Annotated in this window: 24 protein-coding genes; 6 read left to right on the plus strand and 18 right to left on the minus strand. The window is 48.7% G+C overall.

What is annotated here, in order from left to right:
- Positions 1–6 precede the first annotated feature (6 nt).
- From GWK09_RS14230 to acs, 4 genes are all read left to right on the plus strand, one after another.
- Entirely contained in the window at positions 7–189 is a 183-nt protein-coding gene (locus GWK09_RS14230) for a CPXCG motif-containing cysteine-rich protein (protein ID WP_163694139.1), read from the plus strand.
- Positions 190–275: 86 nt separating this feature from the next.
- On the plus strand, positions 276–542 hold the full coding sequence (locus GWK09_RS14235; RefSeq protein WP_163694140.1) for a DUF4212 domain-containing protein: 267 nt from the start codon (positions 276–278) through the stop codon (positions 540–542).
- Positions 543–563: 21 nt separating this feature from the next.
- Positions 564–2,255: a sodium:solute symporter family protein gene (locus GWK09_RS14240; RefSeq protein ID WP_163694141.1), complete on the plus strand. Its 1,692-nt coding sequence runs from the start codon at positions 564–566 to the stop codon at positions 2,253–2,255.
- Positions 2,256–2,266: 11 nt separating this feature from the next.
- Positions 2,267–4,174 carry an acetate--CoA ligase gene (acs, locus tag GWK09_RS14245; protein ID WP_163694142.1) on the plus strand — a complete coding sequence of 636 codons (1,908 nt, stop codon included), beginning with the start codon at positions 2,267–2,269 and terminating at the stop codon, positions 4,172–4,174.
- Between the two features lie 2 nt (positions 4,175–4,176).
- Here acs and GWK09_RS14250 read toward each other — a convergent pair whose 3' ends face one another.
- The 8 genes from GWK09_RS14250 to GWK09_RS14280 all read right to left on the minus strand — a co-directional run bounded on the left by GWK09_RS14250 (position 4,177) and on the right by GWK09_RS14280 (position 9,641).
- On the minus strand, positions 4,177–4,563 hold the full coding sequence (locus GWK09_RS14250) for a hypothetical protein (RefSeq protein ID WP_163694143.1): 387 nt from the start codon (positions 4,561–4,563) through the stop codon (positions 4,177–4,179).
- 4 nt (positions 4,564–4,567) lie between these two features.
- Complete coding sequence (locus GWK09_RS14255) at positions 4,568–6,415, minus strand: glycoside hydrolase family 2 protein (RefSeq protein ID WP_163694144.1); 1,848 nt, start codon at positions 6,413–6,415, stop codon at positions 4,568–4,570.
- A gap of 1 nt (position 6,416) precedes the next feature.
- A complete protein-coding gene (locus GWK09_RS14980; RefSeq protein ID WP_204260478.1) occupies positions 6,417–6,584 on the minus strand; it encodes a hypothetical protein in 168 nt (55 codons plus the stop codon).
- Positions 6,585–6,733: 149 nt separating this feature from the next.
- Positions 6,734–7,153, minus strand: coding sequence for a cytochrome P450 family protein (locus GWK09_RS14260; protein ID WP_163694145.1), 420 nt, complete (start codon positions 7,151–7,153; stop codon positions 6,734–6,736).
- A 138-nt stretch (positions 7,154–7,291) separates the two neighbouring features.
- Positions 7,292–7,765, minus strand: coding sequence for a DinB family protein (locus GWK09_RS14265; RefSeq protein ID WP_163694146.1), 474 nt, complete (start codon positions 7,763–7,765; stop codon positions 7,292–7,294).
- Between the two features lie 70 nt (positions 7,766–7,835).
- Positions 7,836–8,423 carry an SET domain-containing protein gene (locus tag GWK09_RS14270; protein WP_163694147.1) on the minus strand — a complete coding sequence of 196 codons (588 nt, stop codon included), beginning with the start codon at positions 8,421–8,423 and terminating at the stop codon, positions 7,836–7,838.
- A gap of 57 nt (positions 8,424–8,480) precedes the next feature.
- Positions 8,481–9,044, minus strand: coding sequence for a VanZ family protein (locus GWK09_RS14275; RefSeq protein ID WP_163694148.1), 564 nt, complete (start codon positions 9,042–9,044; stop codon positions 8,481–8,483).
- Between the two features lie 27 nt (positions 9,045–9,071).
- Complete coding sequence (locus GWK09_RS14280) at positions 9,072–9,641, minus strand: DUF1697 domain-containing protein (RefSeq protein WP_163694149.1); 570 nt, start codon at positions 9,639–9,641, stop codon at positions 9,072–9,074.
- 234 nt (positions 9,642–9,875) lie between these two features.
- On the opposite strand from GWK09_RS14280, the gene katG reads away from it, so the two are divergent.
- Entirely contained in the window at positions 9,876–12,128 is a 2,253-nt protein-coding gene (katG, locus tag GWK09_RS14285) for a catalase/peroxidase HPI (RefSeq protein WP_163694150.1), read from the plus strand.
- Between the two features lie 66 nt (positions 12,129–12,194).
- Here katG and GWK09_RS14290 read toward each other — a convergent pair whose 3' ends face one another.
- The 6 genes from GWK09_RS14290 to GWK09_RS14315 form a co-directional block, all read right to left on the minus strand.
- The gene (locus GWK09_RS14290) at positions 12,195–12,731 is read right to left on the minus strand and encodes a hypothetical protein (RefSeq protein ID WP_163694151.1); all 537 of its coding nucleotides are present in this window, start codon (positions 12,729–12,731) and stop codon (positions 12,195–12,197) included.
- Between the two features lie 66 nt (positions 12,732–12,797).
- Positions 12,798–12,965 (minus strand): DUF6090 family protein, encoded by a 168-nt coding sequence (locus GWK09_RS14295; protein ID WP_163694084.1) that lies wholly within the window; start codon positions 12,963–12,965, stop codon positions 12,798–12,800.
- A 128-nt stretch (positions 12,966–13,093) separates the two neighbouring features.
- Positions 13,094–13,657: a nuclear transport factor 2 family protein gene (locus GWK09_RS14300; protein ID WP_163694152.1), complete on the minus strand. Its 564-nt coding sequence runs from the start codon at positions 13,655–13,657 to the stop codon at positions 13,094–13,096.
- Positions 13,658–13,752: 95 nt separating this feature from the next.
- The gene (locus GWK09_RS14305) at positions 13,753–14,880 is read right to left on the minus strand and encodes a family 16 glycosylhydrolase (RefSeq protein ID WP_163694153.1); all 1,128 of its coding nucleotides are present in this window, start codon (positions 14,878–14,880) and stop codon (positions 13,753–13,755) included.
- A 93-nt stretch (positions 14,881–14,973) separates the two neighbouring features.
- On the minus strand, positions 14,974–15,717 hold the full coding sequence (locus GWK09_RS14310; RefSeq protein ID WP_163694154.1) for a DUF6090 family protein: 744 nt from the start codon (positions 15,715–15,717) through the stop codon (positions 14,974–14,976).
- 56 nt (positions 15,718–15,773) lie between these two features.
- Positions 15,774–16,529, minus strand: a complete 756-nt coding sequence (locus tag GWK09_RS14315; RefSeq protein WP_163694155.1) for a DUF6090 family protein — start codon at positions 16,527–16,529, stop codon at positions 15,774–15,776.
- A 273-nt stretch (positions 16,530–16,802) separates the two neighbouring features.
- Between GWK09_RS14315 and GWK09_RS14320 the strand changes: the two genes are divergently transcribed.
- The gene (locus tag GWK09_RS14320) at positions 16,803–18,563 is read left to right on the plus strand and encodes a mechanosensitive ion channel family protein (protein WP_163694156.1); all 1,761 of its coding nucleotides are present in this window, start codon (positions 16,803–16,805) and stop codon (positions 18,561–18,563) included.
- A 130-nt stretch (positions 18,564–18,693) separates the two neighbouring features.
- Here GWK09_RS14320 and GWK09_RS14325 read toward each other — a convergent pair whose 3' ends face one another.
- The 4 genes from GWK09_RS14325 to GWK09_RS14340 form a co-directional block, all read right to left on the minus strand.
- Positions 18,694–19,746 (minus strand): DUF481 domain-containing protein, encoded by a 1,053-nt coding sequence (locus GWK09_RS14325; RefSeq protein ID WP_163694157.1) that lies wholly within the window; start codon positions 19,744–19,746, stop codon positions 18,694–18,696.
- An 80-nt stretch (positions 19,747–19,826) separates the two neighbouring features.
- Positions 19,827–21,116 (minus strand): serine hydrolase domain-containing protein, encoded by a 1,290-nt coding sequence (locus GWK09_RS14330; protein ID WP_163694158.1) that lies wholly within the window; start codon positions 21,114–21,116, stop codon positions 19,827–19,829.
- A 226-nt stretch (positions 21,117–21,342) separates the two neighbouring features.
- Positions 21,343–21,738, minus strand: coding sequence for a GNAT family N-acetyltransferase (locus tag GWK09_RS14335; RefSeq protein ID WP_163694159.1), 396 nt, complete (start codon positions 21,736–21,738; stop codon positions 21,343–21,345).
- A 174-nt stretch (positions 21,739–21,912) separates the two neighbouring features.
- A complete protein-coding gene (locus tag GWK09_RS14340; RefSeq protein WP_163694160.1) occupies positions 21,913–23,790 on the minus strand; it encodes a tetratricopeptide repeat protein in 1,878 nt (625 codons plus the stop codon).
- Positions 23,791–24,067: the final 277 nt, after the last annotated feature.

Below are 24,067 nucleotides of genomic sequence, written 5' to 3' on the forward strand. Positions count from 1 at the left end.
AAAGACATGGACGAACACTTCTTCCAATGTCCGTATTGCTGGGAGGAGATCTCTATCCTCCTCGACACCTCCATAACGCACCAGACCTATGTGGAAGATTGTGAGGTGTGCTGTAACCCCATAGAGTTCACCGTAGTCTGTGAAGATCGTGAACTCCTGCAATTCGATGCCCAACCCCTGGGCCAGTAAGGCCACAGGATCGCTTCCTTCTTTCTGCCGGACAGCTATCCGCAAATCCCCCGGAATTTAGTATTTTGTCCCTTCTATAAGGGACTATGGACCAACCACAAAACAACCCCAAGGCCTATTGGAGGGAGAACCTCAGGTATCTTATCCTGTTACTCACCCTCTGGTTCCTGGTATCTTTCGGGGCCGGGATCCTCTTCAAAGAGGAACTGAATGCCATCAAAATAGGTGGTTTCGGCCTCGGATTCTGGTTTGCCCAGCAGGGTGCTATCTACGTTTTCGTGGTCCTCATCTTTGTCTATGTCCGTTTGATGAACAAACTCGACAGGAAATACGGTTATGATGAAGAGGCCTGACCCTTCTTTAAAGTGGTAAATATGGATGTACAGAGCTGGACCCTCCTCCTGGTGGTCGTTTCCTTTTCCCTCTACATAGGCATCGCTATCTGGTCCAGGGCGAGTTCTACCAGCGATTTCTATATTGCCGGGGGCCATGTCCCGGCTTTGGCCAACGGCCTGGCTACGGCGGCCGACTGGATGTCTGCTGCCTCCTTCCTGGGTATGGCCGGCTTGCTTTCCTTTACGGGGTATGACGGATCGGTGTACCTTATGGGGTGGACGGGGGGCTATGTGCTTCTGGCGTTGCTCCTTGCCCCTTATCTCAGAAAATTTGGAAAATTCACTGTACCCGATTTTATCGGGGACCGCTACTATTCCAATATCACCAGGACGGTCGCGGTTGTTTGCGCCCTCCTGGTCTCATTTACCTATGTGGCCGGACAGATGAGGGGAGTGGGACTGGTATTCTCGCGTTTCCTGGAAGTTTCCATAGATACCGGGGTGATCATAGGGATGCTGATCGTTCTGTTCTATGCGGTCCTCGGGGGGATGAAGGGGATCACCTATACGCAGGTGGCCCAGTACTGCGTCCTGATCTTTGCCTTTATGGTCCCTGCGATCTTTATCTCCATACAGATGACGGGTAACCCAATTCCACAGCTCGGGATGGGTTCCCGGGTGTTGGGGGAGGAAACCTACCTCCTGGACAAACTGGACGGACTATCTGAAGCCCTGGGTTTTACGGCCTATACAGATAGTTCTAAGTCGACCCTGGACATCCTTTGTATCACAGCCGCCCTGATGGTTGGCACGGCGGGCCTGCCCCACGTGATCGTCAGGTTCTTTACGGTACCCAACGTCAGGGACGCGAGGAAGTCGGCCGGATACGCCCTGCTTTTCATCGCTATCCTCTACACCACGGCTCCGGCGGTGGCCGTATTCGCCAGGACCAACCTTCTGGAGACCGTAAGCGGTCAGCCTTACGAAGAAATGCCGGAATGGTTTCGCAAATGGGAGACCACAGGTCTCATCGTCTTTGAGGACAAGAATGGGGATGGTCTCATTCAATACGTGGGGGATACCAGCAGGAATGAGCTGACGGTCGATCCCGATATCACCGTGCTGGCCAACCCGGAAATTGCCGACCTTCCCAACTGGGTGATCGCCCTGGTGGCGGCAGGAGGTCTGGCTGCCGCCCTTTCCACGGCAGCGGGTTTGCTGCTGGTGATCTCTACCGCTATTTCCCACGACCTGATCAAGAAGCAATGGAAAAAGGATATTTCGGACGGGAGTGAGCTGATCCTGGCCCGGATCTCGGCCGTGGTGGCGGTGTGCATTGCAGGGTATTTTGGCATACATCCTCCGGATTTTGTGGCGGCTACGGTAGCCCTTGCCTTTGGCCTGGCAGCAGCTTCCTTCTTTCCTGCGATTATTCTGGGGATCTTTTACAAGAAGATGAACAAGGAGGGGGCCACGGCCGGTATGGTAGTAGGGATAGGAGTCATGCTCTATTACATGCTCAGGTTTAAATTCGATATGTTCGGAGGGGGGACAGCGGCCGACTGGTGGTTCGGAATCTCACCCGAAGGTTTTGGAACCGTGGCAATGTTGCTTAATTTTATAGTTGCCCTCTCTGTTTCGGCATTTTTCAGGGATCCACCGGAGGAAGTTCAGCAGATCGTGGAAGACATCCGCTTGCCCAAAGGAGCCGGCGAGGCAAGGCCACATTAAAATCAGACAATATGAGTAATTACAGCATCAAAAACCTGGAGGAGTACTTTCAGCTCTACCGGAAGTCGGTCAGAGAACCCGAGAATTTCTGGGAAGAGATCGCAGAAGAACACTTTTTGTGGAGAAAGCGATGGGATCGTGTCTTGCGATGGGACTTTTCAAAACCCGAGGTGGCCTGGTTCGAAGGGGCTAAGCTGAATATCACGGAAAACTGCCTGGACAGGCATCTCGCCATTAGGGGTAACAAGACCGCTATCCTCTTTGAGCCCAACGACCCCAAAGAGGCAGCCCAGCATATCACGTATACCGATCTGTACAAAAGGGTATGCCGTTTCGCCAATGTCCTACAATCCAAAGGGGTGAAGAAAGGAGACCGGGTCTGCATTTACCTCCCTATGATCCCTGAACTCGCCATATCCGTCCTGGCCTGTGCCCGGATAGGGGCCATACATTCTGTGGTCTTTGCGGGATTTTCTTCCCAGGCCCTGGCGGCGCGTATCAATGACTGTGATTGCCGGATGGTGATCACCTCTGACGGTTCTTACCGGGGGGCAAAGACCCTTGATCTAAAAGGTATCGTAGACCAGAGTCTTGAGAATTGTAAAGGGGTCAGTACGGTAATCGTGGTGAAACGTACGGGGGAAAAGGTGGAGATGACCAAAGGAAGGGATCATTGGCTGGAGCCATTGCTGGAGGAAGCCTCTGATGAGTGTATTCCCGAGATCATGGATGCAGAGGATCCGCTTTTTATACTGTATACCTCCGGATCCACCGGCAAACCCAAGGGGATGGTGCACAGCTCAGGCGGGTATATGGTCTTTACGGCCTATACCTTCAAGAACATATTCAGGTACCGGGAGGAAGACATCTACTGGTGTACGGCCGATATTGGTTGGATCACGGGACATTCTTACATCGTCTACGGGCCATTGGCTAATGGGGCAACTACGGTCATGTTCGAAGGCGTACCCACCTATCCGGATCACGGCAGGTTTTGGGAGGTGGTGGCCAAACACAAGGTAACCCAGTTCTATACAGCGCCTACGGCGATTCGGGCACTGGCTAAGGAGAGCCTGGATTATGTGGACAAATACGACCTTTCTTCCGTCAAAATCCTGGGTACGGTGGGCGAACCTATCAATGAAGAAGCCTGGAACTGGTACAACAACAATATCGGGAAGAACAGGAGCCCCATCGTGGATACATGGTGGCAGACGGAGACGGGGGGGATCATGATCTCACCCATTCCCTTTGTAACCCCCACAACCCCTACCTATGCCACCCTTCCTTTTATAGGGGTGCAGCCGGCGCTGATGGATGAAAATGGAAACGAGATCGATGGCAACCAGGTAGAAGGAAGGCTTTGCATAAAATTCCCATGGCCCTCTATGGCGAGGACTATCTGGGGGGATCATAAACGGTATTACGATACGTACTTCTCGGCCTTCAAGAATAAGTATTTTACCGGGGATGGAGCTATGCGAAATGCCGTTGGTTACTACAGGATCACCGGTAGGGTAGATGATGTGATCATCGTATCGGGGCACAACCTGGGAACTGCACCTATAGAGGACGCCATCAACGAACACCCTGCCGTTTCGGAGTCGGCCATTGTAGGCTTCCCCCACGAAGTCAAAGGAAATGCCCTCTATGGCTTTGTGATCCTGAAGGAAGTTGGGGAAACGAGGGACAGGGAGAACCTGAAGAAGGAGATCAACCAGCAGATTGCGGAGCATATCGGTCCTATCGCCAAACTGGATAAGATACAGTTCGTACCAGGATTACCCAAGACACGCAGTGGCAAGATCATGAGGAGGATTCTCCGGAAGATAGCGTCTAAAGACACGTCCAACCTGGGGGATATCAGTACCCTGCTGAATCCCGAAGTGGTCGAGGAGATCATCAGGAACGCGCAGTAACCTCAGAGCACGGCATACAGGATGAATCCCCCAAAGGCAAAGGAGAATGGGGAAATGAGCCTGATCACGGGCGGGGGAAGAAGGGCAGCACATCTGAGGGCATAGGCGTGGTGCCACCTTCTGGGCAGCAGCATGAGGACCAGGGAGGAGCCTATCATGAACCAGCCCAGCCATTCAAAGACCATAGGAAACCGGGATTCCCCTGCGTAAAGGATGAGTCCGGCCGCAGGGATCATCCGTAAGGTCAATTCCCCGTAGTTGATCAGGGGCGTACTCCCTGCCTTTTTCAGGATGTTCCAGGCAACACGGGGAAAAAGGAGCATCACAAAACCTACTGCGATCAGGAAAAGTCCGAAGGCGGCCGTGATGAGTAGTGCAGCAGAGGTCATAAGTCTATTCTTTGGTCAGGTAATACTTTTGAAGCGAATAGAAGGCTTTCTTTTTGATGCCCTCCTCAGAGATCAGACCTTTTCGGTTCCAGCCATCCTGAATTTCAGGGAGCATCCTGCGCGGGGATCTGAAATCCACCAGGATCCATGGCGACATGCCTCTCAACTGTTCAATACCACTGAGCATTTTCAAATTTTCCTCATACAGGAATTCCTGGTATTCTTCCGTCCACCTGGTGTATTTATCCCCGTGCAACCCTTGTTTGGCACCTCCCCCGAACTCTGAGATGAAAACGGGCTTTTCCTGTTCGATCTTCCAGCTGATTTCCCTGGCTTTGTCCGGAAGTCCGTCATACCAGCCGATGTACTGGTTAAAGCTGAGGATATCCACGACCCGGGCAAAGTTGTCTTCGATGGTCCTGATCTTCGGGTTGCCATTTAAAGCACTCTGTTCAAGGGCGGCACTGATCAGTCGGGTGGGGTCGAGGGAGCGGGTCAGGGTCGCCAGGTCTGTGAGAAATTGAGTCCTGGTCGGACTGGTCGGAGTTTCATTGGCCATGGACCAAATTATGACGGAGGCCCGATTCTTGTCCCTTCTGATGACCTCGTTGAGTTGCTTTGCCGCGTTGTTATAGGTAGAGGGGTTTTCCCATGCAATGGTCCAGTATACGGGGATCTCTTCCCAGACCAGCATCCCCAGGGAATCGGCCAGTCTTACCATGTGTTCGTTGTGGGGATAATGCGCCAGTCTCACAAAGTTGCATCCCAGTTCCCGGGCCCATCCCAGTAGTATACGGGCATCTTCCCTGGTATGGGCACGTCCTTTTCTGACCGGACTCTCCTCGTGGATGGAGATCCCTTTTAGGAAAACGGGCCGTCCGTTCAGAAGGATATCCCGTCCTTTTACAGAAATGTTCCGGAAACCGATCCATTCCGAGACCGAGTCCTGACCGGTGCTCAGGATCACTTTATAGCGTTTAGGGTCCTGGTCAGACCACAGGCGTAGTGTGTCAACGGGGAGGCTAAAGGAGGCCATCCCCTTGTCATCGGTTAGAACCTGTATGGATTTCTGTAGTTCGGGAATGCGGACTTGTACCTGCCTTCCTGCCTTGAGACTCCCGTTTAACAGAACAGACCCTTGAAGAGTACCTGGTTTGTCCCGGGCCAGATGTACGGAGTAATCTTCCACATAGGTCTCAGGGGTTTCAACAAGGCTCACTTCCCGGGTGATGCCCCCATAATTCCACCAGTCGGTGTTAAGGGTGGGCACCCCTTCCTTAATCCGCTTATTGTCGACCTTTACCACCAGTGAGTTACCGGTATCCTTTAAGAGGGCGGTGACCTCAAAGGAAAAAGGGGTGAAGCCCCCCGTGTGCTGCCCTATTTTGATGCCGTTCAGATATACATGGCAGCGGTTGTTCACCGCTCCGAAGTACAGAAAGACACGGTTGGAGGAGTCCTGTTTGGTATAATCGAAATGTCTTCGGTACCATACCGTTCCTTCGTAATAAAAGAGTTTTTCCTTTTGTGAATTCCAATCCCCCGGGACATAAATACTGTCACTCAGGTCGAAATCGTATTCGAGGAGTTCGGAGCGGTCAGCCGGTTTGCTATCTGTAAAGAAAGCATTCTTTGAGGGGTTATCCTGTTCATCAAAGGCTTCCAGTCTGTAGTTGTAAAATCCATTTTCATACGGATCCACGATGTATTTCCAATACCCCTCAAGGGAGGTACTGCAACGGTCGTAAACATTAACCGGTGTTTGCCCATGGGATATCGAACTTCCGCAAAGCAAGAAGAAGTATCCCAGGAATCCCTTTAGCAGAGAGGCGCGAAAAGTAGAAATTGCCATCTCATTTTTTATCTTTCAAAAAAGCGTAGGTGAATCCGTTCTGGAGGGTAAATCCCACGGCCAAAATACCGATAAGGATCTGGTATTGAGGGTGATCCCCTACAAGGGAAGAAGCCAGAAGGATGACACCTGCCCAAATAAGTGCGTTGAGAATAAGGACCTTTTTCATAGGTGATAGGTTTGATTTGACAGCCTGACTGATCTCAATCTACGGACCAGGGGTGGATGATTAAAGGTAGACAAAAAGCATGAGTATCGTTTTTCGGAATGCATTTGCCTCTATTTCACAGAACCAAGAAATTCGTTTCCCGTATAGAATCAGGAGTTCGATTTTCCCATTCCCAGTTTGCCGCCCAGCCATCCCATAGGGATATAAGCTACGATCAGGTCCAGGGCTGAAAACCAGCCAGGAGCAGGCAGGTTGATCACATTGATGATCCCACCCGCAAGGAATGCCACCCCGATCAGCATGGCGAAGAGCATTTTCCTGGAGGCAGCGATCCTGGCTGCGATAAAGGCTCCGACAAGGGTTCCAATGGCATGCGCCAGAAAAGGAAAGATAAAGTGTTTGGGTTCAAAGAGGGACATGCTTTCCTTCAAACCTTCCATAGTGCTTACATCGGCCCCTTCCGGCAGGGGGATGACACTTCCGTTGAGGGAGATAAAGAACATATTCACAACACTGCCGATGACCAGTCCGGCGATCACGGCCAAAATATTTCTGACAATGGGATTCATAGAGGTTGGTTTTAGGTTGATGACAAAGTGAGAGGGCCAATTTTCAGGGTGTCCTTCTGAATAAAATTAGGGATTTTCCGCTAATTAGAGAGAAGAATGATGATAATCCAGGAGTGATTCAAAGGAATTGAAGGCCTCTCAGGATTCACTCAGGAGTTTTCTGATAAGGACGATCTGCCCGAGATGGTAATGGCTGTGTTCGATGAGCCCGTAGAGGTTTCTCTGATAAGAGCCATACTTTTTATCCGAAAAGACCTCATTGAGCTTGTTGTCAGGGAGCTCTCTGGCGAGCCTGGCAAAGGTCCTGGCATCGTCCCATGTTTTTTGAAGCAGCTCCTCCCAGTCTTTCTCAGACCTGATCTCAGGAACATCAAAACTGACCGCATCCTTGCCTTCCAGGGGATGGCCCTGCAGTACCCGGTTCACCACCGTTATAAAATAGTTGATGTGGAAGACCAGTTCTGCTATGGAATGAAGGGATCCGATCTTTCTGTTGGCGTCTTCCCAGTGAAGCCCTGCCAGGGTATCCTTCAGGTTTACAGCCGTCCAGTTGCCTCCGAAATGAAGATCTTCAAGGTTTTTGGCAATAAAGGCAGTATGTTGTTTTTCCATGACGGTCTGAATTGCTGAAACAAGGATACCTTCCTGTTTGCCCTCCAGTGAGTTGGAATAAGACAGCTTCCTATGACCCCCTGTAGTAATTCAAAAGTATGGAATCCATCTCTTTTTTTCCGCCTGTGATCTGTTCTATGGTTTTTTTGGTAGCGGGGCTTATTAAAGGTATCAGGGGTTGTTCCCTTTCAGGGATGAGGCCAAAGACCTTGCGGAGGTCGGAATCCCATACCTCGTGGTAGTTCAACAGGTCGTCGGGATAGACCACTTTCCGCTCCGTACCCTCATCTATTCCTTCAAAAGGTTCATGCAGATTCAAATACCCGTAATCATCCGTCAGTTGTTCCCCCTTCTTGATGTCCCGTATGGCAATTTCAAATTCGTAGGCCGTTGAGAGGCAATTTGACCGGAAACTGTGGTTGACATAGCGGCCGAGGTCCCAGCACAGGATGTAATTTCCCTTGTTGTTCCGGTAGGTATAGGTGTCCAGGATATTCTTGTAGAGGGGCGTCATTTTTTGATATTCTTTCGCCGTGAATTCCCTGTCGAGGGCATCCAGTACCCAGGTGATGGTCCCGGCAGGAATGTCCCTGGTTGCTACTACGCCGTACCCTATGGTCTTGTTGATGAAACGCAGTTCGGTATGTGGGTGGATCATAGGGTCCGTTGTATAATTTTATAAATTAAATGTACTTATCATTTTGATTCGCTCAACCTATTTAACTGCGTTTTTTTTAAGAACCTTTTTTAGAAGAAATAGCACTATAGAGACGCCAATGGCCATGGTAACGGCTATGCTGTTAAAAGCAATATCTAAGGGGTCAAACACCCTGTGGGGAAGGAAGTACTGGATCCCTTCATCGAGGGCACCCAGGCACACGCCCCACAACCAGGCCATGATACCGGACTTCCAGTTCCCGCTATCAGCAAGGTATTTTTTTTTAAATGACTTGTGCAGAAGGACGGCCAGTACGCTGTATTCGATGAGGTGGCTGCGTTCAGGAGCCCCAAGCCGGAAAAAGAACATTACATAAACCGCCGCAATACCGATAAGGAAGGCATATTCAACGCTGCCGGGTCTATGGATCAATCCGTGAAGGAGAACAGCTATGGTCACCAGTAGCATGCCCAGCACAAATATCACGGCCTGTACATTCTGGTCCCTAAGTTCATTAGCAAGGGGCTGACCGATAAAGAGGGTAGAGAGGATCGTCAGGTAGACCAACACCACGGCAAACCAATAGTGTTTTTCAGTTAGATTCCTGGTGCCAAACGCCATATTCTTGCTTTTGATGGATCGTTGAGTTTACGAATCCGGCTTTTTGAGCTTTTCGAGTATGCGGACCACCGTATTCCAATTCCGCGTGGTGATCCCTTTTCCGTACATTTTTTCGAGGAGGCCCATCACATCGGCTGTGCCGATCCTGCTGATATCCAGAACGCTGCATACGGCCTTCCCCCTCTCGCTGATAATCCGGAAGGCACCCTCGTTATAAGTAAAAGGCAGTTCGGGCACTGCTCTTTCCTCCGCATTCAAAAAGGTAACGTAGCATCGTGAATCTTCATCCAGCTTCAGCCCGCGGAACGGGTCTTCCTTGAACTGATCCTGAAACGTGCGGGCATCCAGGACCCAGGTCGGGATTTCAAAGCCAAAAACATCATTGAGGTGCCGGGCTATATTGGTTCGCAGGGTTTCCGGGTCGATGTCTTCCGCCCTGAATATCACATTGCCTGAATTCAGTAACGTTTGCACATCCGAATATCCCATTGAAAGGAGTTCTGCCCGCAATTGTTCCATGGGCACCTTGTGACGGCCTGAGACATTGATCCCTCTCAGAAGGGCGACATAAAAGGTGAGTTGGGTTCCTGCTACCATTACAAATGACTAAGGTCTTTCATTGCCTATAAGATACTGAGATATGGTTGAATAAGAACATATATTCTCTGGTATGTTTTTAGTCTGATGGTATCCGGGGGAGAAGATCGGAATTCAACATGAGCCATAGTTTATATCGATACAAATCTGGCCTTTCATAGGAATTTGTTTGGTAAATTTGAGGATATCATAAAATAACGGACGAACCCTCTAATAAACCTAATTTCAAAGACCATGGAAGACTTAAAAAACAGGACCGGCTCATCTAACGGTTCAGCTTACCACGCCAATGATGAAAGCAAGTGCCCTTTTCTCAACGGGGAACTGCAGCAGGTGGCAGGTGGTGGGACCACGAACCGGGACTGGTGGCCGAACTCACTGAATTTGAACATCCTCAGGCAGCACTCCGAGCGCGTCAATCCTATGGAAAAGGATTTTGACTACGCAAAGGAATTCAAAAGCCTGGACCTCAAGGCGGTCAAAAAGGATCTGACGTCCCTGATGACGGATTCTAAGGACTGGTGGCCCGCAGATTATGGCCACTACGGCCCATTCTTTATCCGGATGGCATGGCATGCCGCAGGAACTTACCGCATCTCCGACGGACGCGGAGGTGGTGGAACCGGGGCGCAGCGTTTTGCCCCCCTGAACAGTTGGCCCGACAATGCCAACCTCGACAAGGCCAGGGTCTTGCTTTGGCCCATCAAAAAGAAATACGGTAAAAAACTCTCATGGGCAGACCTGCTGATCCTGGCCGGTAATGTGGCCCACGAATCCATGGGCTTGCCTATGTACGGCTTTGCAGGAGGTCGTGAAGACATTTACCAGCCCGAAGAGGACATCTATTGGGGATCTGAGACCGAATGGTTGGGCAACAAGGAGCGCTACAATGAAAAAGGAGAACTGGAAAGGCAGATGGGAGCCGCCCATATGGGATTGATCTACGTGAACCCGGAAGGCCCCAATGCCAACCCGGATCCGCTGGCTGCCGCCCACGACATACGTGAAACCTTCGGGCGTATGGCTATGAACGACTATGAGACCGTGGCCCTTATCGCAGGTGGACACACCTTCGGCAAGACCCACGGGGCTGCCAAAGATTCTGAATTCCTGGAGGCAGAACCCGCCGGGGCTCCTATCGAAATGCAGAGCCTGGGATGGAAGAGCAATTTTAAAAGTGGGAAAGGATCGGATACGATTACGAGCGGACTCGAAGGTGCCTGGACGGATACCCCTATCAAGTGGAGTCATAAATACCTGGAAAACCTGTTCAAGTACGACTGGGAACTCACTAAGAGTCCGGCCGGAGCATGGCAATTCCAGCCTAAGGACGGCGCCGGTGCCGGTACGGTTCCGGATGCGCACGACCCAAGCAAGAAACACGCACCTTTTATGCTGGTTACTGACCTCTCCCTGAGGATGGACCCAGCCTATGAAAAGATCTCACGCCACTTCCTGGAAAACCCGGAGGAATTCAAGGAGGCTTACCAAAAAGCCTGGTTTAAGCTTACGCACAGAGACATGGGGCCAAAATCCCGTTACCTGGGGCCTGAAGTCCCAAAAGAAGATCTGGTATGGCAAGACCCTGTTCCAGCAGTGGATCACGAACTGATCGACGAGAAGGATATCGCATCCCTGAAGAAGACTATCCTGTCTAGCGGGCTGTCCGTTTCGGACCTCGTCAGGGCCGCATGGGCCTCCGCATCTACCTTCCGGGGTTCTGACAACCGCGGAGGAGCCAACGGAGCCAGGGTACGCCTCGAGCCACAAGCGGTCTGGGAAGTGAACAACCCTGTGCAATTGGGCAAAGTGCTGGATACACTGACGAAGGTACAATCCGATTTTAACGGGGCTCAGAAAGGGAACAAGAAGGTATCCCTGGCAGACCTGATCGTACTCGGCGGATGTGCTGCCATAGAGAAGGCCGCCAAGGATGGAGGACAGGATATCAAAGTTCCTTTCTCTCCGGGCCGTACAGATGCCACAGCGGAAATGACCGATGCTGAAGCCTTTGACGTACTGGAACCCATAGCAGATGGATTCAGGAATTACCGCAAGATCAAATCCTCTGTCTCAACGGAAGACATGCTGGTAGACAAGGCTCAGTTGATGACCCTTACAGCTCCTGAAATGACAGTGCTTGTAGGCGGTATGAGGACCTTGAATGCAAATTATGACGGGTCTTCCCATGGCGTATTCACCAAGAGACCCGGTACGCTCAGCAACGACTTCTTTGTGAACCTGCTAGATATGGACAACGAGTGGAAGGCAGTAGATTCAGATCAGGAAGTGTTTGAAGGCAGGGATAGAAGTACCGGTGAGAAGAAATGGACCGGAACTCGGGCAGATCTGATCTTCGGATCCAACACGGAACTCCGTGCACTGGCCGAGGTATACGCCTGTGACGATGCCAACGGGAAATTCGTGAAGGATTTTGTGAAGGCGTGGAACAAGGTCATGAACCTCGACCGTTTTGATCTGACCTAGATTTTAGCATGTTTATAAAATGAAAATGGCCCCACCTGGGGCCATTTTTTTTCCCCTGTCAGGGTTTCATGGCTTTATTTCAGAATCAATCAGTGAACGGATGGATTGTATTTCCTGAAGAAGAGGCCTATAAATCTCCTGTTCTAAACTGATTGCGGTAATAATAAAGGTGAGCAAGTTGTTCTCGAATTCCCGGCCCTTCATGATCTCAAGGTTGCTGTACTTTTCCTTTGCCTTCGGTATACCCATTATTTCCGTACTGATCCCGGTCTGGTCAAAGACGGTCCTGATACTGGCATTTTCCCTCCGAAACATGTCCCGAATCTTTTCTCTTTCCAACCTCAGGTCTTGTTCTGTCACTCGAACGGATTCAAGTGAAGCATTCCAGGTAGTCAGGTGCCGCCTGAGTTCAGTATTGGTTATCTCCTTCAGGCTCCCGGAACTGATCATTTCATGCAGTAAGGCATTATTTGGATTGTAGGCAATTTCGAAGGCAAAAGAGTCATATCCCAGTTGGGAAAGCAAGGTATCCTGGTCTGCGGTGGGATCCTTGTCGAGCACCGTGAGAAATTCTTTGGCCGCTCCATAGTTTTTACTGAGCACCTTGATCAGATTCTCCAGTTTCTGTTCACTTATTGAAAATTCAGATTGAAGGCCTTTGAGATAGGTCTACTCTTTTTCTCTCAGGATACGTTCTTCATTGTAGTTGTTGATGCTCAGGGCGATCAGGATCCCGATAACCACCAGGATGATCTCTCCAATAGCGTATTTGAGGTACTGGCCGGCCTTGTTCTTTTCCATAAGATCGTAGCGAATGCGCCTGAAAAATTTGATCATGGGCGAATGCGTTTTTCTATGACAGGATGAAAGTATAAAAAAGAATTAAAACGACCGGGGTATTGCTTAGCGATCAAAGAAATGGCCCCTTGAAGGGGCCATTAGTAAATATCTTTTATCTCAGAAGGTTATTCGGCTGCAATCTGTACGGCGAGTCCGTTCACATCGAAATAATCCGATGCACTTGCGATCTTGCCCGCGTCATTGACCGTTATCAGGGAATAAAATTTAACCCCGGTCGGTTTGCCGGTCTCCGTGTGGGTGGCGTTCCAGGTGCCATACACCCTGATGTTGGTAGAGAGAGTGGTCGCAGTACTCTCAGGGAATACGGATCCTGACCAGTAAGCCCCTGCCGTATTATTGGCTGTGATCACCCCCGGAGTAAACCGGATATCGTCAAAATTCTCGTGGTAACCTTTCAGAGCAGCCAGCAGGTCGTCCTTGCCAAGCCATTGGTTCCCGTTGTATTGGGGAGGGCTCCACTGCAGGGTGTCCGACAAAAGATTGGCCAGGGTCTCCAGATTCTCGGCTTCATGGGCCTTGTAAAAAGCCTCGATAATGGCCACTTTGGCATCAAAGGCCGCATAATCCGGGGCCTCTGCCGGAGTCATCTGTTCTTCAGGTGCGGACTGCTTGCACGCCGACAGGGCAAAAACCCCTGCCACGGCAAGGGTAAAAAATAATGTTCTCATGGGTTGGTTATTTATTGGTTAATAGTCTGAAAGGTACGAAAAAATAGGGTGCAAAAAGCACCTTTTCCTCACTAGCCTTTAATCGGATCTATTGCCTAATTTCGGTATACCCGGACGTAGTCGACCTCCATGATCCCTTCGGTGAAAGAACCCGGGATCTCTCCTCCTAAATTGCCGCCCATGGCCACATTCAGCAAAAGGTAATGGGGGTTGTCATAGGGCTTGTCTGCAGTGTTGGACAGTTCGTGGACGAGGATCTCATCCACATAGATCCTCATGCGCTGATCGTCCCATTCCAGGATGTAGAGGTGGAATTCATCTGTAGATCCCGGGACGGCTGTGGAAGAACCCTCAGTCCGGTAAGCCCCGGTTTGGGTATCTCCCCAGTGGAAATAGCCAAGGGTCGTAGACTTGTCCCATCCCCTTTGTTCCATGATATCGATCTCACCACAGGCAGGCCAGCCTACGCTGCCGTATTGGGATCCGAAAAAATTGCCGCTTTCATTTATATTGGCCCCCAGGGTCCAGATCGCAGGCCAGGTACCTCCTGCAGAGGGAAGTTTTGCGCGTACTTCCACCCTTCCGTAAGTAAAAGCGTATTTGGAATTCAACCTGGCCGAGGTAAAGGATTTAGTGATCCCTCCTGAGGTGTATTCCTCCCGTTGCGCCCTGATCTTCAGGGTACCGTCGCTGACATAGGAGTTTACCGGTCTGGCGGTGTAATGCTGAGCCTCGCCGTTGTACCAGCTGCCGTTATTGGGGCCTACTACCTGGTGGTACCATTTTTCGGGGTCGGGGCTCCCCTCATAGTCGAATTCATCGGCAAAGACCAGGGATGGGGCCACTGGAGGGCCCGATTTGTAAACCGTGACCGTAAGCGTCTCTGAGACCGATTCCCCTGTGGCTGAGAATGCCTTCACCTCAATGGAATAGCTGTGTGTTCCTTCCTCTTCGAATAAATGATTCACAGTCCTGGAGGAGGTCTCTATCGTTTCACCTCCCTCAAATCTATACGAGTATCTCACGGCATTCTCGGCATAGGCACTTACCCGGACCTCCCCGGAACCGTCTCCGGCCGGAGCCGAGTCAGAGGCACCCACGACAGTAATGATGACCGTGAGATTTGTCGGCCGGATTGTGGGATCCACGTCTGTGGAACTGCAGGAGAACACGAGAAAAAAGGCCAGCATGAAGATGTTGAGGAATACTTTGGATCTGTTCATAACTGTACCTTTTTTTTCGGCACTTCAATGATACTCAATTTTTCCGTGAAAGCTCAAGTGAATGGAAAAAGAGTCGGCCCAGGCTCACTCCTGTTAACGGATTTCCGTTTCCCGAATGATCTCCTCGATCAGGGCCTCGGACTCTTCCAGGCGTAAAAGGACCTGCTGGTTCATCCAGAGGGTGTTGTCGAGCAGGTTTTCAAACTCTATTTTTTGGAAGAGGAGATAATAATCCGGTTTTAAGTTGGAATTTCCTGACCAGAAGTAGCCCGCATTCGAATCCATTTCCTTGAAGGAAATGAAGGATAACAAAAATGGGATGAAGTGGTTGTTGGTCCAGTAATCCAGTTTTTCCTCCCGTCTTACCCTGATTGAAGAAAGGGCGTTCCATTGCTGAAATAAGGTGGTGATGGGTTCATTCTTAAAGAGCCTCAATTGTCCGCTTTGGATGATGCTGTTGATGGAATTATCGGAAAGCCCCAATTCTTCACCCTGGAAACTGTTGTAGAACAGGCTGTCCAGATTATAAGCCTCCAGGGTCTCCCGCTTGCTGCCGACCAGTTCCAGGAGGCTATTCAGGTTTTTCATAGTCTGTTGACAAGCGGCTTTATGGTCGGCGATCAATACTTTGTTAGCCCGGAATTCAAGCTGCACCTTTTCCAGCAGATTTCGCTTTTCTTTCAGGTCGAGCCGGTCCTGGTTCCAGTTATTGATCTGGAGGGCGATGAGGATACCGATGACGACCAGGATGATCTCCCCAATGGCATACAGGAAGTATCTGGAGACTTTATTTTCTGCAACCAAAGATTGACGGATTTTCCTGAAGAATTTTAGCATGTGTAAGGGGTTAGATCAATAATTTTTTAGGTTTATCACGAAGTGTACAGGTGAAGTCATCGGTTGAGTTCTTTATCGATCTCATCAATGATTATGGTGGTATCCAATACAAGGGACTCCAGTCTGTCTATAGCATCCCTGTTTATCCAGAAGTGTACAGCTGCGTTGTTAATGTACTCAATTTTTTTATCCCTCAAATGAGCTACCAGGTCGGCCGGGAGCTGGTCCCCGAACAAAAATGCAGAAGCCGGTTCAAATCTCATGATACTGTTTGAATAGGTGAAAGGGGCATCATTGGGTAAGGCCCATTCCGTCCCGACGCGAATCCATTCACTGATCTGCTTGTGTTTGGCATAATGTTTTACGATTTGTTCCCTTAGCTCTGTGTTTCGGATCAACTTTAGGTTTCCTGTGCTGGAAAGATCGTCAAAAGTGGAGGTCGAAGAAGAAAAGACGGGGTAGATACTCCCATATTGAAAGAAATCCCGGGCTGCTAACAGCAATTGCTCATCTGAATGGTCCGGTTCAGTTAAGGCTTTGGAAAGACCCTTGATGGTCTCGATCCCTTTGTTTAGGTCTGCTATGTTTTGGGTAAAGGTCCTGATATCTTCCCTGTTTTCTGTGAGTAAACGCCTTAGGTACAGTTCCTCCTGAATGGCAGATTTTCGATCTTCGTTAGCGTTGTTGATCTGAAGGGCGATGAGGATCCCCATGACCACGAGGATGATCTCCCCAAGGGCGTATAACAAATACCTGTTGAATTTGTTCCCTTCCAGCAGGGATTGTCTGAGTTTTCTAAAAAAATGGATCATGGATGGTTTTTAAATGACATAATATACTACAGAATTCGCGATTCCCTGTATAGTGCCCGAACGATTGCCAAAAGTCGCATATGGAATCAGGATAAGGGGCTGTCATTTATGTACGGCCCTCATCATATCCCTGGGCCCAGCAGGATCCCTCTTGGGATTTCAATTTTTTACCAGGTATCCATTCCGTAAATTCTCTTTATTTATGTACATTTTAACTGGTTAAAAGGCCTAGTCCGACCAATGGACCATAACGGATCTAATTTATTTTAAAGCATGCAAAGGCGATATTTCTACCTGGTTCTTGGACTTTTTTCAATCCTGGTACAGGATATAAAGGCAGGTCAAATCATTCCCACCTCTCCGGAGAGCACTGAGAGTATACAGGAAAATGAAGGGATCGAGGATTCTCTGGGCAGGTCAAATCCCAAGGGTACAGTGATGGGTTTCTTCAATTCCCTGGCCAGGGAGGATTATCTCCAGGCTTCTCAGTACACGGACCTCATGGGTGTCAGTGAAAATGCGGATGAGGCTACTTCTGTTCGTTTCGTCATGCAATTTAAATCCGTCCTGGACCGGTATGGCAAAATCACACCCATTAACCTGATCAGCGCAAATCCGCAGGGGAATAAGGATGATGGTCTCGTACCGGATATGGAATGGGTTGGCAGTATTACTTTCAAGGGTAAAATCACTCCCGTCTTCCTAAAGAAAACGGCCGGTTCAGAGGGGGTCGCCTTATGGCTGATCTCGACCCAAAACCTGACCAGTTTTATAGATGAGGTATCTGCCGTCTCTGACCTAGATGCATCTGCACCCGATACCGAAGGTCTGTTTTCATCCAAATGGAAAGGCGCTCCGGTAAACGAATGGATAATAACTGGTTTACTGGCCATAGGAACTTACCTGCTTTCCTGGCTTTTTACGGTTTTCCTCGGGAGGATGGTCAGATCGATTTGGAAGAATTACGAACACAACAGATACAAAAGAATACTAAGGACCCTGCTCATTCCCCTGCGTTTGGTTGTAATGGTGTTCATTTTGTTACAAGTTTCAAGGGCTTTGGGAATTTCAATTGTTGTCAGGCAGGCCCTGGGTGTATTCAATCTGATCGCTATGTGGACGGCTTTGTTCATTTTCATATGGCTACTAACGGATGCGCTGACGACGGCTGTGGAGGCAAGAATGAGGGATCGGAGACATTTCGGTGGTCTCTCTGCCATTTCATTCTTCAGAAATACAGCCAAGTTTATCCTGATCATAACGGCTCTGCTCATGATCTTCAATACGATTGGAATGAATGTAACGGCAGGTCTTGCAGCACTGGGTGTGGGTGGGATAGCCCTTGCCCTCGGGGCTCAAAAGACCATAGAAAATGTGATTGGCGGGCTCTCCGTGGTCTTTGACCAACCGGTGAGTGTCGGAGATTTTTGCAGGTTTGGCGACACCCTGGGAACAGTAGAAAAAATTGGGATGCGTTCTACGCGGATCAGAACCAATCACCGGACGGTGGTAACGGTCCCTAATGCTGACTTCTCTTCCCGTTTGATAGAAAATTTTTCGAAACGAGATCTCTTTTTGTACCATAAGACTATCGGACTGCGACACGAGACGACGTCCCATCAAATGCGATTTGTACTGGTGGAACTCCGCAAAATCCTATATGCCCATCCCAAGGTAGACCCTAATCCGGCAAGGGTGCGATTCCTGGGATATGCCAGCGATTCCCTTCAGGTGGAGATCTATGCCTATACCCGCGCAAAGGACTGGAACGATTACCTGGGGATACAGGAAGATATCAACCTGAGGTTAGCCAAGGTCATTGAGGACAGTGGAAGTGGATTCGCGTATCCTTCGCAAAGGATTTATATAGCAGAGGAAAAAGGGCTGTCAAAAGCCAAAAAAGACAAGGTGGAAACCAAGGTGAACAAATGGATTGAAAACGAAGAACTTCAATTACCGGAATTTGATCCGGAGACTATAAAAAAACTTAAAGGGAGCATAGAATATCCGTCCGGGGACCTGGATAGGATGTAGCCCAGCTTAATTCAGCAACTGAGACTTATCGAATGAAGGATGTTGAGTAAAAAGGCGCTTACATCAGGATGAATCAGGCAGGAACAAATCCTTTTAAACACTCTGAATCTCATATTCAGGCAAGTCCTTATCACCATTCCCATCCAATCCCTGTTCTGAAAACATAGTCTACCTGACTGGCATTCTCAGCGGGTCTGTTGTCGTAATTGTATGCGACACCCAAACGTATAAAAAAGTCGAGGGGGAGGTCATACTTGAGATCGAAAGTCACATCAGCCCGGTATCGCCCTTCCTCGGTGATGCCCGAATACCCCATATAAATAATGCTGAGATCGAGATCACGCGCTCCGTAGATGTTCAGCTCCGTCCCCAGGAACCCTTCCCAGCTTGTGCGGCTTTCAGGATCATTTGAAAACAGTTCATAGTTGTTGTTTACACCAGCTTTTATCCCCCAATGCAGCTTGTTCGTACTGAGCAGGTAATTGCCTGCACCCAGCTGAGTATTGGCACGAATGTCGATCAGCTGCTCCGTATTGGAAAGGGTCGATAAGGTGGCGATCCCATACCATTTGCGAAAAAGCAGTCGCCTGTAATTCAACAACCCATCCGTGCGTTGGATGGGTTCCGTATTATCCTGGGAAGAACGGATCATATTGTATGATGCTTCCAACCACCAGGAATCTGATTTATAACCGGCCGAACTCCGGAAGGAAAACTGACGCATATCCTGGGCTTTGGTTACGTTGAACCCAAGTTCCACTGCGGCACTAAATCTATTGGCAAAACCTTCTTTGATCTGATTTAAATAGACGATCTCCTTGAGGTGACCCTCTGCGAATAGCGTATCCTTATCATAGACCCTGATCCTGCCATCAGCAGTGCTGGAAACCCTCCCGTTGTAGAGCATGTCCCTTAAACTCACGAGGAATCTGGATTCGGTATGGATTTCTTTGATACTTGACCATTTGATCTTAAAAACCTCATCCCCATATGGAACATCTATTTCTAATACCCCTTTTTCCATTTTCTTGATCTCGCCAACCACCCTGATTTGATCATCCAATACAAGGGTATCGGATTGCCCCAAGACCATTTGGGTGCAGAACAGTACTCCAAAGACGAGGAAACAAATTGTTTTCCAAAGGTGAATATGGGTGAGATCGGTTTGTTTTTGCCGTTGCATGTATCTTTATCTCAGGGGTGCATGATGTTTAAAAGGGGGTTGCAGCACATTCTTCAAATCTTCAGGGGGAAACATGGGGGTTATTTGGTCAACAGGTATTTCGCCACGGCATGATAGGCGGGCAATGATGTGGGATCAATTTTTGAATTTTTGGCCTCAGGGTGAGAGGAAAACCTGACAATCACCATTTCTGCAGCGGGATCTATATAGATGGTCTGCCCGTGAACCCCCCGGGCTGCAAAAGCACCGTGCTCGTTGTGGGTATGCCACCACATATTGCGGTAGCTCCAGCCTTTCAGCGAGCTGTACGCCGATTTGCCAAAGGCTTCCCGGTCGCCACCATTCATGATGTCTTCGATCAACGACTCAGGCAAAATCTGTTTCTTATTGAACTTTCCTTTCTTACGGACCATTTCTCCGAACATGGCCATATCTCGCATATTGGCACTGAATCCCCCTCCGGCAAATGCTATGCCTGCGCCATCAATTTGAAAATAGCCATCAAAATGGGCCCCCAATGGTTTCCAGATCCTTCCTGACAATAAGTCGGGAATGGATTTGCCGGTAACTTTGGAAACGATCCAGCCCATCACATCGGTATTTACCGTTTTGTACCCAAACACCTCCCCATGCTCCCCTTCCTTTTGAACGGTTTTTAAATAATCATAATAATTTGAAGGTCCCTCTTCTGTTTTAGAAAAAGGATTGCCGGCAGCAGAAAATGCCCATATCTCCGCTTTGGGGTCGGAATAATCCTCACTGTATTTCAGGCCGGTTGTCATATCCAGGATCTGTCTTACGGTGGCATCGCCAAAAGCAGATCCCTCTAGTTCCGGAACATAGTCTGCTCCTCTTCTATTCTCATCCAGTACCCCTTCCGCTACGAGTAAACCTCCTAGGGTCCCTGTAAAGGTCTTGCTTACAGACATGGCGGCATGGAGGCCATCGGGTCTCAGTTCCCCAAAATATCTTTCATAGACAATCTTGCCTTTATGTAAAACGAGCATTCCGTCCGTATAGTTTGCTGCCAAGGATTCCCGCCAGGTCATGGATTTTTCGCTGTTATGGGGGGTAAAGACAAGATTGTCAATATTCTCGTCTAATCTCGATTTAAAATGATATCCTTTTTCCCCCGAAGCTTTTACTACGGTGGTGGGCATAAACTCCCGCATATGGCAAACGCTGTATCTCAATGCCGGGAACTTAAAGAAGCTGCCATCTATGGCCGAGACTATTTTGCCACTTGGGGGAGGGAAACCTTGCATCCAACCCATCTTAACCGGATCGGAAGCATCGGCATCGAGAACTGCCTGTGCTCTGAGTATCCCGGTACTGATCAGGACCAGGGATGTTAAAATTAATTTTTGCATCATGGATTGAAATAAGTATTCTTTGAGTCGAACCTGAACTATTTTCTCCCGCATAGCCGGAAAATGAATAGTTCGAATGTATGGGCCCCTGAGGGCAGTTATAAAACTAATTGTTAAGGATGAAATGAACAAATTTGATGATTCCCTGTGGTTCAGAGAAACGTTCGCTCAGCAAAGGCTGAATAATAAGAATGAGGATATCACAGAATTGGGCATACAAGGGGTTTTACTGATGAAATCTGTTCAATGGTAATCTTTTCAGAATGTCGAACTTCATCCCCGTCTTTTCCATGACCCTAATCGATGCTCTGTTCTCAGTCAGCGCTATGGCGACAATGCGTTTCAATTTGAGTTCTTCAAAAGCATAGGCCAGAATAGCCCGTGTAGCTTCCGTCGCCAGGCCTCTTTTCCAGAACTCGGGCAGGAAACGGTATACAACAACAATTTCTTCAAATTCAAAGAGATATGCCAAACCGGAACAGCCCATGAAATGTTCTCCGTTCTTCAGGATCGTAGCCCACCTCCCGTACCCATAGGTTTTGTGGCCGTGCATTTTTTCCTGGATCTTCTTTCGGATTCCTTCCCCTGTGGTGATGACCCCTTCTCCTGTAAAACGCTGCACCTCCGGCTAGGAATGCAGATGCATCATAACCTCTGCATCATCAGGGCATAGTTCCTTTAAGACAAGGCGTTCGGTTGCGAGGATAGGTTTGGGATTTACATCTGCTGAAATAGGAAATAAGGTGAAAGTTACCATTTTTAAAAGGAAACAATTTTTGCCCTGTAGGATGGAACTTTAAATTGAACTTAAAAAAGAGTTCAGGTCCACTTCCTTGCCCAGTCCTAATTTTTTCTTCAACCGATATTTCGACTTCAGGATGCTGTCTGGCAGGACGTTCATTGTAGCGGCAATCTCTTTGGTGGTGAGGTTCATGCGCAAAAAGGCAGCCAGGCGGATTTCTTTTTCCGAAATATCTGAATAAAGGGTTTTGAGTTTTTGATCGAAGTCGTTGTGAACCTCTGCAAAATAGGTCTTGAAGACTTCCCAGTCCTTATCGGAGGCATTTTCTTTTTTGAGCAGCATCACAATACGCCTGAACTCCATCTTGAACTTCTCCGGTGAATTTTTTATGCTTTCCAGGTTTTCCTTTAACTCCTGTATGAAAGTATTCTTTTGTACGAGGTGCAGAGTCTGACTGGCCAGTTCTTTCTTTTTATGGGCGATTTCCTGTCTGTAGATTGCTTCCTGTTTTTCGCGGGCGATACGGTTCTTTTTGAGTCGCTGACGAAACCCAAACACGGATAGTCCGAACAGGGCAAGGGCAGACGCCATCCCTCCGGCATAGAGCCCCTTGTTGAGCTGGTCGATTTTGGCCTTCGCGTTCAGGGTGTTGATTTCTTCGCGTTGAAGAGCGATCTCGGCCTCCTTTTTTTCGGTTTGAAAGATGATGCGAAGCTCTTCAATCTTCTTCATTTTTTCTGAGTCCAACAGAGAATCACTGAGTTGGGCATATGATTTGTGCATCTCCAGGGCGCGTCGGTAATTTCCTGAATCTTCGTTTGCCTGGCTGTTCAATTTCAAAGCTTCGGACAGTATGGATTTATTCTCCGTTTCTGAGGCATAGGCCTGAACTTCCTGGGAAAGGGTCTGGGCCTTCTCCGGGTTCCCCATCTCTAAAAACGCCTCGGCTAATTTATTTTTAGCTATGGCTATCCTTCGGTAGGCCTTGATAGTTTCCGATAGTGCGATGGATTGGTTGAGCTTTTCGATGGCTTGAGGCACTGCGTTCATCTGGAGGTAAGTAGACCCTAAGTTCGTCAGTGCGGCCGCTTCCAAACTCTGAACTTTTGCTTTTCTTGACTTTTCAATACTTTTCTCAAAAAAGGAAATAGCTTCATTTTCATTTTTGAGGGTCATATACATGACCCCTATATCGTTCAGAGCCTGAGCCTGGTAATAGGTATCGTCGTAATCCTCATAAATACTCAGCGCTTTGGTATTGTAATCAATGGCCATTTGATGATTGCCCAGGTTGTGCTCCAAGGTGGCCAGGTGGTTGTAACAATCTGCAATCCTGATAGAATCCCTCAGCAACTCAAAGAGCTTCAGCCCCTTCAAGACATTGGCAAGGGCTATGGAGTAATACCCGCGATTTTGATTGATCGTTCCTTTAAAGTCGTAAGCGAGGGCAGTCCCCGTACTGTCTTTCTCCCGAATAGTGAATTCCAGGTCGAGGTCGTTGATACTGTCGGCGGCGGCCAGGTTTCCCTGGCTGAACTCTAGAATGGCCAAACCTCTTTGCGCCTGGGAGATATATATCTTTTCATTGATACGTTTTGCGAGTTGAAGACTGGAGGTGTAATAGAACCTTGCCGAGTCTATTTGATCCATATTATTATGTACTATGCCCAACTGATAATTTGCGAGGGATATACCCGATTTATAATCCAATTTGAGGGAGAGATCTAGTTCCTCATGTGCAAATTGTTTGGCTTTTTCCGGATCCCTGTACATATAGTAGTTGACAATATGGTTGATCGTACGGACTTTCAAGGTATCCGGGTCCTGGGCGTTGTAAGCCGAAAGCAGACTATCGATGGGCAACATGTTTTGTGCATTTCCGGGTACTGAATACCCGAAACACAGAATGAAGAGGATCGTGATTATTCTCATTGGAAGTGAATTGATTAGCAACAAGATACCTATAAAATCCAATTGCAAAAACCGTCTACCGTGAACCGGAAATCCTTGTGTCCATGTAATGTCCATGATCTCAGCTCGTGATTGAGTCAAGAAATATTTAATAAAACATTGATAATGAAATAGATAGTATCTTCTAAATTCCAGGTGCTAATCAGTGTTGTCCATGCCCGCTTTTAAAGATTTTGTCCTCCTCTGTCCATACTTTGTCCATACTTGAAATTAGGTCTGCCCTCTATTCAAGCCTAGA

The organism is Muriicola jejuensis (genome assembly GCF_010671595.1).
Classification (GTDB): Bacteria; Bacteroidota; Bacteroidia; order Flavobacteriales; family Flavobacteriaceae; genus Muriicola; species Muriicola jejuensis.